The following is a 14409-nucleotide window of genomic DNA, read 5'->3' as shown; positions in this document are numbered from 1 at the left end:
TTATTCGATGATCTCGTCGGCGGCGATGAGTAGCGGTGTTGGAATAGTCAGACCGAGAGCTTTCGCTGTCTTGAGATTGATGGCCAATTTCAGCACGGTCGGTTGTTCAACGGGTAAGTCGGCCGGTTTTGCGCCCTTCAATATCTTGTCTGCATAGACGGCAGCTTTGCGAAGATATTCGGTAAAGTCCTGTCCATAGGACATCAGCAAACCGTCCCGCGACATCCCGGGATGATATCCCACCGTTGGAATTCCGTGCGCCAGCGCTGCCGCAGCGATCCGGGCGCTTTCTCGGGTCATCATTGGTTGGATCGCGATCGTCGCGCCCTCGGTGCCGTCGCTGGCAAGTTCTGCAAACGCCTGGTCGATGGTATCTGGCGTCGGCGTGCTTATTGGCCGGAACTGAAGCCCGAGAACCCTCGCGGCATCCTGTTGAGCCGAGAGTTCGCTGTATAAAGTCGCCGGGTCAAAGAGGAAGGTCACACGCGACATCTTTGGGACCGCTTCTTTCAAAAGAGCCAGCCGCTTGGCGATCAAGTCACCTCCCATGAGCGACAGCCCGGTCACGTTCCCACCGGGGTGCACCAGGCTCTCCACAAGTCCGATGCCGATCGGGTCGGACGAATAGACAAAGACGATAGGGACGCTGCCCGTCAGCCGTTTCGCCTCATAAGCGCCGAGAGAGCTGACGGAAACGATGACGTCGACCTTGCTCTCGATAAGCTCGCGCGCGAATCTGGCAAGGTCAGGCGTTGTTTCGGGAAACCGCACCATGAACTGAGCGGTTTTGCCTTCGATGTAGCCGAGGTCGGCGAGCGCCTTGACCAGGACATCCGAACGCGCGGAGCTTTCAGGCGTGGCATCCGCCAGCAATATCCCGATCCTCGCGATGCTCCCTCCCTTGTCATCCGACTGCGCCCGAGCCGCGAGCGGCCACGCAGCCGCGCCTGCGAGTAGCCCGATAAAACCACGGCGTTGCATGCCCCGCCCCCAAGCTTAGGAGACGGTATCTTAGCGGCTAAAGTGAATGCTTTGATAGGGCAGAAACCGGTATCGGGATTTGACGGTTGTCCGGTTACGTCTTGCACGCGCCGGAGCGTCATTGTCATATCCGCCGGTTCGGGACGCAAGACCATGATCGTGCTTCAGGCCATCATCATTATCGCGTTTCTTGTGCTGCTGGTGGTCGGTTTCCTCAACCGCAACAGGCCGCGGGTTGGCGGCAAGCTGGGTCCGATCCGCACCGGCGATCCGCCGCCTGTACTGCCGAGCGGATTTTCACGAGTCTATAGCCGCGCGGTGACGCTGTTCGTGGCGTCGGATGCCCGGCGCTTTCCGACCCTGAAGGATTTTCTGCGCGACGGCACGGCGCAGCTCGCCGTCACGATGCGAATCTATTGCGTCGCCGGCTGCAAGGCCGAGATCGAGATTCCCGAAGCGGCGGCCGATTACGAGCGCATCGACGCCGCGCAGGCGCTGGCGCTGTTGCGCGAGTTGCCGGATCCGCGCCGCGTTCACCGCCTGCATTTGAGCGACGAACGATCGTTCCTCGATCCCTGGGCGCGCAAGGTCAGGGGCGAGGAGTTCTTCTATCTGGGCCACGCCACCAATTTCAGCCTGATCGTGCTCTACAGGCCCGACCGCCGTCTCGGCGAGTGCCTCGGCATCACGCTGCTTCATGAATGGCTGCATCTGGTCGCCTTCGCCTCCACGATCCAGCTCTGGCGGTTCAGGCGGGCCAATGCGATCGAACCGCTTCCGCGTCCTTCGCCGGAGCCGGTGAATTTGGGCGGCCGCAATACGGAAATCTACGAGGCGTGGTGCGACCTCGGCGAGAAGCTGTTGGGCTACGACGAAAGCGCGGCGCGGCAAGCCGCTCTGGAAGCGCCGGTCCACGCCATGATCCTGTGGCGCTGCGTCGAGCGCATGCTGCGGCGAACGCCGCGCGATCTCCGCAGCACGCGTTTCGATGAGTTGACGAAGCGCGGTGACTTCATGCGCGCTGAGGTCGAGCCAAAGGCCCGGGCGCGCCGCAGCCGGCGGGCGCGATAGCCTGACAAATATCCGCTTCCGGTTAAAGGGCGCCATTTTGGCAGTCGGTCGGCCCGCTTCCAGTCCACCCCGATAAGGGGACATTCAGTCAGGGTCTGAGACGATAAATGTCTCTGCTATTTCGTGACGACGTTCACACCTTTGAGACCCTTCGCGTCGATAGCTTTCTGCACCACGCCAGTCTGTTTTGCCTCATCGACGAGTGTCGCGAGTAAAGCCTGCGCCGCTAGAGAGCGGCCCTTCGGCAACGCCGCCGCTACAAGAACCGTCCCAAAGGCGCCCGGCACGATCTTGGCGCCGGCCAGGGCCTCGGCAGCAGGATACCCAACGCCGGAGTCCGCCCCAAAGACGTTTGCTTTGCCGGAGCGAAGCAAGTCGGCTGCGTCAGCCGCGATGGTCGGGCTCAGAGGGATACGGACTATCTCGGCGGCCTTGATCTCCCGCGTCAATACACGGTCGGAGGGAGCCCCGCGGATGGTGCCAATCTTCACACCTTCCTTGTCCACAGAGGCAATATCGGGAAAATCGGTTCCTGGCGCAGCGACGTAGACGAGATTGATGGCCCAAAGGTTCGCCGTGGAATCCGCCTTGTCCGGGGGAGCAAGGACGCGCGGCCCAATGGCAATGTCCCATTCATCCTTGCCGAAGCTTTGGAGATAGGTATCCGGGTTCGGATACATCACCGGTTCGACGGTCGCTCCCAGCTTCTGTCCGAAGAATCCCGCGACGGGCTCAGCCACGCCCCCGAGCACCGTGATGGCAATCATGCCAACGCGTAGCCTTCCACCGGACGCGATCTCCGAGGTGGGCGAAGTCTGTCCGAGTGCTGCGCCGGACAAGTTCGCCAGTAATGCAATCGATAGAAGAAGCCTTCTCATATGGGGCACTCCCAGAAAGGAACAAGGAGCCCAACTCTACCAGTGCTCGAGCGTACTGTGCTGTATGAAAAAATGATCCGGTAGTGGCTAAGGTTACATCAATGACCATGTCCACTTCGGGAAAAACGGTCTTCGCGTCCTAAAGTTGGACTTCCGCTATTCCCCCAAAACCGGACCTTGCTCAATGTGGTCGGCATATCCGTTCGGTGCCAACAACCGACATCTTGCCATTCCGCAGATTCAAGTTTTAGATCGTGTTATATGGACAAGACGAACGTCAGCATTCATGCAAGGCATCGTGAAGATGCCTTCTGGTCACCGTGTGAACCAATCTTCGGGGAGATCGCCGTGAACAAGCTATTGCTGGTCTCCATCGCCTTCGCGTCAGTTGCGGCGGCGGCACCCTCCTATGGCCAGCAACGGAGCGACGCTGATGTTCTGCCTCTCCTGCGTGCGTCGACCTTGGAGAACCTGACTTTCGCTCAGTTCCGGGGTTATTCTGCCTCCGGAACCCACCAATGCGGGTCCGAGAAGGGCCGCAGCTGTGTCGTCACCGGCTCCGGGTTTACAAACTGTAATGATGCTTCGATTACTCTGCAGACCCGGGATTGCTGCCCCACCACGCCGGTGGGCGGAAAATCGAGCGGCTTCACCCTGAACTATTGCATCACGGATCGACCCCTGTGACGTTCGCGGCACGCGCAGCGTCCCCGTTCCGCCCACGCCGGTCTATACGCGTCAGCGCGATGACCGAATTATAGCTTGCGGTACCTTCGATTTGGTCAAACGCGCCAGGGCGTTTGCTTTGGTCCGAAAACCTGCCCTATTGGCGGACATCCTCGCCTTTCAAGTGTCACTTTCGGAGGCGTCGGGAAGTTCGGCGAGCCGGGGAATTAGCCTAACTTCAATGTTAGCCTCCTTCAGCATCTGACTGGCGATGGAAAAATCCTGGGCCCAATTTGAGTTTGGTCGATCGGGAGCGTAAGCGACAAGCTCCGAGAGACCTGATTGGATGATTGCCTTTGTGCACTCTACGCAAGGAAACCATGGAACATAGATTGAGCAACCCTTAAGCGGCACCCCAATGCGGGCCGCGTTAAATATCGCATTCTGCTCCGCGTGGCAGCTCCAAACATACTTGGCGCCCGTTGCACGAGAATGACGTTCCTCGATGTCATCACGAACGCCTCGCGGCAGCCCGTTGAAGCCCGTTGAGCGAACTTCATTGTCCGGCCCAACAATAACAGCTCCGACGTGCCGTCCTTTTTCGGTGCTCCAGGTCGCCAAATGGTGCGCCAACAGCATAAATCGTTCATCCCATTTTCTAGCTCGCAAATGTCGTCCCCTCAAAAATCAAATATGGTCCATGCAGCAACTTTTCCTCTTCACGCTGCGTGTTACACTAGCATTGTGCCCGGCGTCGACTGTAGATGAAATGTTACAGACAGTGAGGCCCGGAGCCCTGCCGCGCGGCGGGCTCTCGAAGCCCCACCTCGTCCGACAACTAAAGCCAATGTCCGACGATCGCGCTATCCCTCGTCCTCCAACGAACAGGCCACGGTATAGACCACCCCGCGCGGCAGGAAATCGACGGTGGCCTCGCCGCCGAGCTGATCGCGCGCGCTGCGTTCGATCAGCCGCGATCCAAAACCGCGCCGCACCGGCGCGGTGACGGGAGGCCCGCCGGCCTCGCGCCAGATCAATCGCAATATCGGCTTGCCAGTCTCGCTCACGACTTCCCAGTCCAGCGCCACCGTGCCGGTGTCGTTCGACAGCGCGCCATATTTCGCGGCATTGGTGGCGATCTCGTGCAGGATCATCGAGAGCACTACCGCAAGCCGCGGCGTCAGCGGAACCTTCGGTCCGAACATGCGCAGCCGCCCGGGACTGTCGAGCAGATAGGGCTGCAGCACGCGGCCGATCACCTCCTGCAATTCGGAGCCCTGCCACTTCTCCTTGCTCAGCAGGTTGTGCGCCTCCGCCAGCGCGCCGAGCCGGCCCTCGAATGTCTCGCGCTCGGTCGGGCTGGCGCTGCGGAAAGTCTGCACCGCGATCGCCTGCAGGATCGCCAGCGTGTTCTTGACCCGGTGATTGAGCTCTTCGATCAGGAGATCGTGCAGCATCTCGCCGCGGGCGATGGTGGTGGCCATCCGCACCGCAAAGGCAAGCCCGGTCAAGAGCAGCACGCCACCGATCACGCTGGTGATCGCGAGGTTGCGCCATAGCGGCGCGGCCAGCGAGTTTTCGTCGATGCCGGCGGCCACCGTCCAGCCGGTGACCGAGGACCGCGCAAAGCTGGTGATCAGCGGCACGCCCTCGAGCGAGACCGTCGGCAGGGTGGCCTCGGGCTTCCTTCGCATCTCGGCAGATAGCGACGACGAGGCGTGCTTGCCGATGGTCGCTTCCGGATTGGGAACGCGCGCCAGGTTGATGCCGTCACCGTCGAAGATCGAGATCGTCCAGTCCCGGCTCGGGCGCTGCTTTTCGATCAGGGCCTGAAAGATCTCGAGCGGCGGACTGAAGGAGATGTCGTAGATCACCTCGCCGTCGCGCACCACCGGCACCTCGACGGTCACGATCGGCCGCCGCTTCACCGCGCCTTCGAACAGGTTCGAATATTGCGGGGCCTTGCTCGCGAACACCTTCTCGACGATTGCACGGTTGTTGCGCAGCGGCAGGCTTGCGGCGTCCGATGTGACCGAGGAGAACAATTGCCGCCCCTCGCGATCCGCCACCAGCACCACGCCATCCCTGCCGTATTGTTCGAGAAAGCCGGTCGCGATGCGGCGGAAGCCGTCGAAGTCGCCGCTGCGCAGCGCGTTGGTGAGCGCCACCACCTCGATTCCGCCGGTCATGCGCTGCATCTCGGCGTCGAGCACGAGGCGGATGCTGCGCACGGTTTCCAGCACGCGCTGTGACGCCTCGGTGCGGTCCTGCTCGTAGTCCCTGACCACCAGGACGGTCGCGAACAGGATCAGCGGCAGCGTGGTGCCCGCGACCAGAAGAGCAAGACGCACTGGCAGTGAGGGTTTTGGCACGCAACTCCCGCATCGATGCATCTGGCGAGGATCGCGCCAAATCGGCACGAGCATAGGAGAGCCGCTGCACCTCCGCCATGCAATTTAGCCGCGTCGACGGTTCCCGCGACTGGAAGGCCGTATCCCCTACAGATTGCTGTCGGTGATGGCCGAGTAAACCATGGTCCGCAACTCGCGCCGCACCGGATAGGAACTCGACGGCAGCAATTGCGTCATGAAGATGGCGATCAGTTCTTCGGCGGGATCGATCCAGAATGCCGTCGAGGCGGCGCCGCCCCAGGCATATTCGCCGCGGCTGCCCGGGATCAGCGTCAGCGCCGGATTCATGGTCACGGAGAACCCGAGACCAAAACCGACGCCGGCATAGGTCGATTCGGAGAACAGCGATTTCGACATTTCCGTGAGGTCGCGCCCGCCCGGCAAGTGATTTGTCGTCATCAGCGCCAGCGTCTTCGGGCCGATCAGCCTGACGCCGCCGAGTTCGCCGCCATTGAGCAGCGCGCGGCAGAAGCAGAGATAGTCGGCTGCGGTCGAGCACAATCCGCCGCCGCCGGAAATCAGCGATGGCGGCGAAAGGAATGAGCTCGTGGTCGGATCCTCCTGCAGCTTCATGCCGCCCTTGCCGTCGGCGGAGTAACATGCCGCCAGCCGATGCGCCTTGTCGGACGGCACGAAAAACCCGGTATCGTTCATGCCGAGCGGATCGAAGATGCGCTCTTTGAGAAACTGCTCGAACGGCTTGCCGCTGATCTTTCCGATCAAATATCCGATCACGTCGGTAGAGACCGAATAATTCCAGGCCTCGCCCGGCGAGAATTCCAGCGGGATCTTGGCGAGATCCTCGATCATCGAGTCCAGCGTGCCCGCTTTCTCGACCTCGCCGATTTTCTTTTCGCGGTAGGCGGCGTCGACATTGCTGCGCTGCTGGAAGCCGTAGGTCAATCCGGAAGTATGGCGCAACAGGTCGACGATCTGCATCGGCCGCCCCAGTGGTTTGGTGAGGAAGGCGGGTGCCGTGCCGGCCTGGAACACGCCGAGGTTCTTCCATTCCGGAATGTATTTGTGGACCGGCTCGTCCAGCGCGACGCGGCCTTCCTCGACCAGCATCATGAAGGCAACGGAGGTGACCGGCTTGGTCATCGAATAGATGCGGAAGATGGTGTCGTCCCTGAGCGGTGTCTTGCGCTCGACATCGGCAAAGCCCTGCACCGCCGAGTGGACGACCTTGCCGCGGCGATAGACCACGAGCTGGGTTCCCGGAAAGCGGCCGGCGTCGATATAGCGGCGTTTGAGATGCGCTTCGATCCGGTCGAGTGCGGCTTTTGACATGCCGGCGGATTCGGGTGCATCGGGGGTCGGGGCGAGCATCGGGGCGGTCTCCGGCGGCTTTCGGGGCGGGCCTTGATAGCCGAAAACCGGGTCTCGTTCCAATCGCGAGGGCATCGCGCATTTTCTTCCGCCGGAAGTAAGCTGTGCGGCAATCAGAGGCGCCGGAAAACCATCAGCCTAAATTTTGTGCGACGCACAATATTTGAGCGAATCGCAATTCAAGAAATGGGCGGATAGCAAATTTCGCGTGCGATTCATTCCATGCAAAAGTTTTAGGCGATTGCCATAACCACCTGAAAAATAACCGGATATTTCGTCAGAGGGGCTTGGCACGAAGCTTGAATAGCTTCTCGTCGACGCCATTGATGCCGTCCATCGAAACCAATCATCCGAATTTTGACGCCGCCTGACTGGGGCCTCCCCAGAGCGCGCCTCTATGCCCTGGCGACCTGGCCCCGCCGACAAGTTGAAAGGAAGACCTGATGAGCACGCAAGACCCGACCTGGATTGCCGACTGGAATCCCGAGGATGAGACGTTCTGGAACTCCAAGGGCAAAGTCATTGCCAGGCGTAACCTGATCTGGTCGATCGTGGCCGAGCACATCGGATTCTCCGTCTGGCTGATCTGGAGCATCGTCGCCACCAAGCTGCCGGCGGCGGGCTTCCACTTCTCGACCGACGAGCTGTTTCAGCTGGTGGCGGTGCCCGGGCTGATCGGCTCGCTGATGCGCTTTCCCTACACCTTCGCGGTGACGATGTTCGGCGGCCGCAACTGGACCATCTTCAGCGCCTCGGTGCTGTTCATCCCGACGCTGGCGCTGGCCTATTTCGTCAGCCATCCGGAAACCCCGTTCTGGCTGATGCTGCTGGTGGCCTCCACCGCCGGTCTCGGCGGCGGCAATTTTGCCTCCAGCATGGCCAACATTTCCTTCTTCTATCCCGATCGCATGAAGGGCTGGGCGCTCGGCCTCAACGCGGCCGGCGGCAATATCGGCGTCTCCAGCGTGCAATTGCTGACGCCGATCCTGATGGGCATCGGCCTGATCAACCTCTACCAGGCAACGCCGGTCGCCGGCGTCTACTTGCAGAACGCCGGGCTGATGTGGATGCTGCCGCTCGCCATCGCGGTGTTCGGCGCCGTGTTCTTCATGAACAACCTGACCTCAGCCAAGTCCACCTTCAAGGACCAGCTCGCCATCACCAAGAACAAGCACACCTGGATCATGGCGTTCATCTACATCGGCACCTTCGGCTCCTTCATTGGCTACTCCGCCGCGTTTCCGCTGCTGATCAAGACGCAATTCCCGGCGGTCACGATCGCCATCGCGTTCCTCGGTCCGCTGGTCGGCTCGCTGTCGCGCCCGCTCGGCGGCCTTTTGGCCGACAAGGTCGGCGGCGCAATCGTGACGTTCTGGAATTTCATCGCGATGGGCGGTGCGACCATCGGCGTGTTGTACTTCGTCGGCATCAAGGATTTTGCCGGTTTTCTGGTGATGTTCCTCATTCTCTTCGTCACCACCGGCGTCGGCAACGGTTCGACCTACCGGATGATCCCCTCGATCTTCCGCGAGGAAAATCTGCGCAAGGCAAGAGGCAAGGGCGAGGCCGGCCGCGCGTTGGCCTTGAAGGCCGCCAGCATCCAGAGCGGCGCGGCGGTCGGATTCATCGGCGCGATCGGCGCCTGCGGCGGCTATCTGATCCCGAGCGGTTTTGGCAAGTCGATCGCCATCACCGGCGGGCCACAGCTGGCGTTGGAAATCTACCTCGCATTCTACGCGGTCTGCCTCGCGATGACCTGGTGGTTCTACCTGCGCCGCAGCCCGGCGGAGGCCGGCGCGACCAGCCTCGCCCAGGCGCGGGTGTAAGCGGAGTGATCGCGCTCTCGTCATTGCCGGGCTTGACCCGGCAATCCATCGAAAGCGCAAGAGCCTTTTGACGATGGATGCGCGGGGTCGGGCCCGCGCATCACGACTGTAAATTGAGGAGGCAGCGATGACACCGGAGCAAGTCAATCTCGTTCAGCAGAGCTTTGCCAAGGTGGCGCCGATCTCGGAAACTGCGGCGGTCTTGTTCTACGATCGCCTGTTCGAGGTCGCCCCATCAGTCAAGGCGATGTTTCCCGCCGACATGACCGAGCAGCGCAAGAAGCTGATGGCGACGCTCGCGGTGGTGGTGAACGGGCTCGCCAATCTCCAGTCGATATTGCCGGCCGCGAGCGCATTGGCCACGCGTCATGTCAGCTATGGCGCGAGGCCGGAACACTATCCGGTCGTCGGCGCCGCATTGTTGTGGACGCTCGAGAAGGGACTGGGCGAGGCCTGGACTCCCGAAGTGGCCGAGGCCTGGACCGCGGCCTACGCGACGCTGTCCGGCTACATGATTTCCGAAGCCTATGGCCGGCCGCAAGCCGCCGAGTGAGGACGCCGGGTAAGGATACAATGTGAGCGAACCGCTGGTCATTGTCGGCAATGGAATGGCGGCCGCGCGCCTTGTCGAGGAATTGGCCAGGACGGCACTTGGGCGTTACGCCATCGCCGTGATCGGCGCCGAGCCGCGGCTTGCCTATAATCGCGTGCTGCTGTCGTCGGTGCTGGCCGGCGAGACCGCCTCGCATGACATCGAGCTCAGGCCGGCGCAATGGTGGCGCGATCGCGGCGTCACCCTGAAATATGGCTGCGCCGTCAGCGAGATCGACGTCGGCCGCCGCGAGCTCAGGATCGAAAACGACGAGAGCATAGCCTTCTCGAAACTGGTGCTGGCAACCGGATCGACGCCGTTGCGGCTCAACGTTTCAGGCGCCGACCTTGCCGGCGTCAATACCTTTCGCGACTCTCGCGACGTCGACCTGTTGCTGACGCTCGCCGCGCAGAAGAAGCGCGTCGTCGTGGTCGGCGGCGGATTGCTCGGACTGGAAGCCGCTTACGGCCTCGCCAAGGCCGGCGCGGAGGTCGCGCTGATCCATCTGATGGACCGGCTGATGGAGCGCCAGCTCGATGCGCCTGCCGCGCTACTATTGAAATCGCTGGTCGAGCGCAAGGGCATCAAGGTGCTGCTCAATGCCAACACCGCACGCATCCACGGCGAGACCCGCGTCGAGGGCGTCGAGCTGGCGGATGGACGCCGGATCGATGCCGATGCGGTGATCTTCGCCGCCGGCATCCGGCCCAATGTGGCATTGGCCAGGGACGCCGGCATCTCCGTCAATCGCGGCATCGTCGTCGACGATCATCTGCAGACCGCGGCATCCGAGATCTACGCGCTCGGCGAATGCGCCGAGCATCGCGGCACCTGCTACGGCCTGGTCGAGCCGGCCTATGAGCAGGCGCGCGCTCTGGCGGGGCATCTGGCGGGGAGGGCGGTGGCCTACGAAGGCAGCGTGGTCGCAACCAACCTGAAGGTGTCCGGCGTCAGCGTGTTTTCCGCCGGCGATTTCACCGGCGCCGAGGGCACCGAGGCGATCGTGCTCAGCGATGCCAAAGGCGGCAGCTACAAGAAGCTCGTGATCTCGGCCGGCCGGCTCACCGGCGCGGTGCTGGTCGGCGATGCCACGGACGCGCTCTGGTATCTCGAACTGATCCGCGGCCGCGCGCCGATCGCGCGAATCCGCAAGGACATGATGTTCGGCCGATCGCTGGCCGATCGCTCGGAGGCGGCATGATCGCCGCCGTGCCTGCGCCCTGCGCCGTCAGCACCACCTGCCCCTATTGCGGGGTCGGCTGCGGGGTGCTGGCGACACCGGACGGCCGTGGCGGCGCCGCGATCGCGGGCGATCCGGAGCATCCCGCCAATCTCGGCCGGCTGTGCTCGAAGGGATCGGCGCTCGGCGAGACGCTGGCGCTCACCGACCGGCTGCTCTATCCAATGATCCGCTGCAGCAAGGGCAGCATGGAGCGGGTGGTGTGGGGCGACGCGCTCGACCATGTCGCGCATCGCTTCGCCCATATCATCAAGCGCGACGGCCCGGGTGCGGTGGCGTTCTATCTCTCCGGACAACTGCTGACCGAGGATTACTACGTCGCCAACAAGCTGATGAAGGGTTTCATCGGCAGTGGCAATGTCGACACCAATTCGCGGCTGTGCATGTCGTCGACCGTCGCCGGCCAGCGCCGCGCCTTCGGCGCCGATACCGTGCCGGGTTGCTATGAGGATCTCGACGCCGCCGATCTGCTGGTGCTGGTCGGCTCCAACGCCGCATGGTGCCATCCGGTGCTGTTCCAGCGCATGCTCGCCAACAAGGTTGCGCGCGGCGCCCGCATCGTGGTGATCGATCCGCGCCGGACCGATACCGCTGGCGACGCCGATCTGTTTCTGGGACTGAAGCCCGGTACCGACACCGCGTTGTTCTCGGGACTATTGGTACATCTTGCCGAGGCCGACGCGCTCGATGCCGGTTATATCGAACGTCACACCTCCGGCTTCGAGGACGCGCTGGCGCGCGCCCGCAACATCGCCGGCAGCGCAGGCGCGACTGCCCTTGCGACCGGCCTTTCCGAGCCGGATGTCGCCACGTTCTTCCAGATGTTTGCTCATACGCCGCGCGTGGTGACGCTGTTTTCGCAAGGCGTCAACCAGTCGGCGCAGGGCACCGACAAGGTCAACGCCATCATCAATTGCCACCTCGCCACGGGACGGATCGGCAAGGTGGGCGCCTCGCCGTTTTCGCTGACCGGACAGCCCAATGCGATGGGCGGGCGCGAGGTCGGCGGCCTTGCCAACCAGCTTGCCGCGCACATGGCCTTCACCCCGCCGGATATCGACCGCGTGCGCCGGTTCTGGAAGGCGCCGCGCATCGCCACCCATGAAGGGTTGAAGGCGGTGCAGATGTTCGAAGCGATCGGTCGCGGCGAGATCAAGGCGTTGTGGGTGATGGGCACCAACCCCGCGGTGTCGCTGCCCGACGCCGATGTCGCCCGCGCCGCGCTGAAGAAACTCGAACTGTTCGTGGTCTCGGAAAATGTGCGGTCCAACGACACCGTCAGCGCGGGAGTCCATGTGTTGCTGCCGGCGCAGGCCTGGGGCGAGAAAAGCGGCACTGTGACCAATTCCGAGCGGCGCATCTCGCGCCAGCGCGCGTTTCTCGATTCCCCCGGCGAGGCCAAGCCGGATTGGTGGATCGTCGGCGAGGTTGCAAAGCGGCTCGGTTTCCGCGCGGCATTCGAGTTCAACTCGGCCGCCGATATTTTCCGCGAACATGCGGCGCTGTCGTCGTTCGAGAACGATGGCAGCCGCGATTTCGACATCGGCGCGCTGAAGACGGTTTCCGATGAGGCCTTCGATGCGATGGCGCCGCTGCAATGGCCGATGCAATGGGGCGACATCGAGCCGAGGCAGCGCCTGTTCGCCCATGGCGGGTTCTTCACTGGCGATCGCAAGGCGCGCTTCACAGCCCCCGAAATTCCTTTGCTCCGGACCGAAACCAGCGCGGGGCGTCCGCTGCGGCTCAACACCGGTCGCATCCGCGACCAGTGGCACAGCATGACCCGCAGCGGCGCCAGCCCGCGCCTCGGCCAGCATCTGCCGGAGCCGTATGTCGAGGTGCATCCCGACGACGCGCTGCGGTTCGGTTTGTTCGACGGCGGGTTTGCGCGCGTCACGACCGACTATGGACAATGCACGCTGAAAGTCGTCGTCAGCCCGCGGCAGCAGCGCGGCATGCTGTTCGTGCCGATCCACTGGAGCGAGGCGACCGCCTCGAGCGCACGGGTCGGCGCGCTGGCGGCGCCCTTCACCGATCCGTTTTCCGGCCAGCCCGAAAGCAAGGCGACGCCGGCCTCGATTGCGCCTTACGAATACGTGTTTCGGGGTTTTGCCCTGTCGCGGGCCAGGCTGGAGTTGCCGGCTCATGCCTGGTGGGCGCGCGTGACGGTAGCCGGCGGTTACGGCTATCTGCTCGCCGACAATGCCGACCTCACGGGGTGGCAATCCTGGCTGCGCTCGGCTGCCGGCTCCGATCTCGCCGAATACAAGGATTTCGGCGGCGGCGTTTTTCGCGCGGCCTCGTTTGCTTCGGATAACCGCATCGAAGCCTGCCTGTTCCTCGGCCCGGCGCGCGACGCCGGCGATTGGGGTGCGGTCAAGAGCCTGTTCGCCGCGGAAAAGCTCAGCGACGATCAGCGCCGCATGCTGCTGTCGGGCAAATCCACCGACGGGCTCGCCAACGCCGGCGCCATCGTCTGCGCCTGTTTCGGCGTCGGCTGCAACACGATTCTCGCAACCATCGCGGCAGGCGCGGGGACAGCGGCCCAGATCGGCACACGTCTCAAGGTCGGCACCAATTGTGGCTCGTGCATCCCCGAATTGAAGCGGCTGATCGCGCAGACGAGTGCGGCCGCGGATGCGCAGCGCAAGCTGGTGATCGCGGGTTAATAGCCCGGATTGAGCAAGCGAAATCCAGGGACTGCGGTTGGTGAAGCATTTCGCCGGATTGCGCTTCGCTCCATCCGGGCTACGGCAGACCTATCCACCCTTGACCGCACCGGCCGTCAGCCCCGCCACGATCTGTCGCTGCGCGAACACGGTCAACAATAGCACCGGTAGGGTCACGATCAGCGCGGCGGCCGCGAGCGGGCCCCAGCTCAGTTGGTCGAACGAGATCATGTTGTAGACGGCGACCGGCAGCGTGCGCGTCTCGCGTCCGGCCAGCACGATGCCGAACACAAAGTTGTTCCAGGAGAAGATCACGGCCAGGATGAAGGCGACCGCGATGCCCGGCCGCGCGATCGGCAGCGCCACATAGCGAAACACCTGCCAGCGCGTGGCGCCGTCGATCAGCGCGGATTCCTCAAGCTCCATCGGGGTGGTCTCGAAATAGCCGATCATGATCCAGATCACGATCGGCACTGTCACCACGAGGTGAATAATGATCTGCGGCCAGAGCGTGCCGAGCAGCCCCAGCCACTGAAACAGCAGGAACAGCGGAATGAGGTAGGAGAGGCCTGGCGTGATCCTCGCGATCAGGATCACCGCGGCCGTTTTGTGCGCCCGCATGCGAGCAAGGCCATAACCGGCCGGCACGCCGACCAGCAACGCAAATGCGGTTGCCGCTCCCGTGACGATCAGGCTGTTGGCGAAATAGGTCGAGAACCGGTTGGAGGCGAAGACGGCGGAATAAT

At 62.9% G+C, this 14409-nt stretch carries 12 protein-coding genes; 6 read left to right on the top strand and 6 right to left on the bottom strand.

The window, feature by feature from the left end:
* Positions 1–981, bottom strand: a complete 981-nt coding sequence (locus VK804_RS15485; protein ID WP_325371713.1) for an ABC transporter substrate-binding protein — start codon at positions 979–981, stop codon at positions 1–3.
* Positions 982–1134: 153 nt separating this feature from the next.
* On the opposite strand from VK804_RS15485, the gene VK804_RS15480 reads away from it, so the two are divergent.
* A complete protein-coding gene (locus VK804_RS15480) occupies positions 1135–2052 on the top strand; it encodes a hypothetical protein (RefSeq protein ID WP_325371711.1) in 918 nt (305 codons plus the stop codon).
* Between the two features lie 116 nt (positions 2053–2168).
* Here VK804_RS15480 and VK804_RS15475 read toward each other — a convergent pair whose 3' ends face one another.
* Complete coding sequence (locus VK804_RS15475) at positions 2169–2930, bottom strand: hypothetical protein (protein WP_325371709.1); 762 nt, start codon at positions 2928–2930, stop codon at positions 2169–2171.
* A 261-nt stretch (positions 2931–3191) separates the two neighbouring features.
* On the opposite strand from VK804_RS15475, the gene VK804_RS15470 reads away from it, so the two are divergent.
* The gene (locus VK804_RS15470) at positions 3192–3617 is read left to right on the top strand and encodes a hypothetical protein (RefSeq protein ID WP_325371707.1); all 426 of its coding nucleotides are present in this window, start codon (positions 3192–3194) and stop codon (positions 3615–3617) included.
* Between the two features lie 159 nt (positions 3618–3776).
* On the opposite strand, the gene VK804_RS15465 is transcribed toward VK804_RS15470, so the two are convergent.
* From VK804_RS15465 to VK804_RS15455, 3 genes are all read right to left on the bottom strand, one after another.
* A complete protein-coding gene (locus tag VK804_RS15465) occupies positions 3777–4265 on the bottom strand; it encodes a dCMP deaminase family protein (protein ID WP_325371705.1) in 489 nt (162 codons plus the stop codon).
* Positions 4266–4459: 194 nt separating this feature from the next.
* Complete coding sequence (locus VK804_RS15460; RefSeq protein WP_325371703.1) at positions 4460–5968, bottom strand: sensor histidine kinase; 1509 nt, start codon at positions 5966–5968, stop codon at positions 4460–4462.
* A 126-nt stretch (positions 5969–6094) separates the two neighbouring features.
* Entirely contained in the window at positions 6095–7336 is a 1242-nt protein-coding gene (locus VK804_RS15455; protein ID WP_325371701.1) for a serine hydrolase domain-containing protein, read from the bottom strand.
* A gap of 443 nt (positions 7337–7779) precedes the next feature.
* Here VK804_RS15455 and VK804_RS15450 point away from each other — a divergent pair, with 443 nt between their 5' ends.
* The 4 genes from VK804_RS15450 to VK804_RS15435 all read left to right on the top strand — a co-directional run bounded on the left by VK804_RS15450 (position 7780) and on the right by VK804_RS15435 (position 13663).
* The gene (locus VK804_RS15450; RefSeq protein WP_325371699.1) at positions 7780–9162 is read left to right on the top strand and encodes an MFS transporter; all 1383 of its coding nucleotides are present in this window, start codon (positions 7780–7782) and stop codon (positions 9160–9162) included.
* A 127-nt stretch (positions 9163–9289) separates the two neighbouring features.
* Positions 9290–9715, top strand: coding sequence for a globin family protein (locus VK804_RS15445; protein ID WP_325371697.1), 426 nt, complete (start codon positions 9290–9292; stop codon positions 9713–9715).
* Between the two features lie 22 nt (positions 9716–9737).
* Positions 9738–10955, top strand: coding sequence for an NAD(P)/FAD-dependent oxidoreductase (locus VK804_RS15440; protein WP_325371695.1), 1218 nt, complete (start codon positions 9738–9740; stop codon positions 10953–10955).
* Entirely contained in the window at positions 10952–13663 is a 2712-nt protein-coding gene (locus VK804_RS15435) for a molybdopterin-dependent oxidoreductase (protein ID WP_325371693.1), read from the top strand. The genes VK804_RS15440 and VK804_RS15435 overlap by 4 nt, the downstream gene beginning before the upstream one ends.
* Before the next feature lie 90 nt (positions 13664–13753).
* Here VK804_RS15435 and VK804_RS15430 read toward each other — a convergent pair.
* Positions 13754–14409: carbohydrate ABC transporter permease (locus tag VK804_RS15430; protein WP_325371691.1), on the bottom strand; the 656-nt coding region annotated here is incomplete at its 5' end.

Source organism: Bradyrhizobium sp. (assembly GCF_035484855.1).
Lineage (GTDB): Bacteria > Pseudomonadota > Alphaproteobacteria > Rhizobiales > Xanthobacteraceae > Bradyrhizobium.
This window is presented reverse-complemented; position numbering and strand designations above follow the sequence as displayed.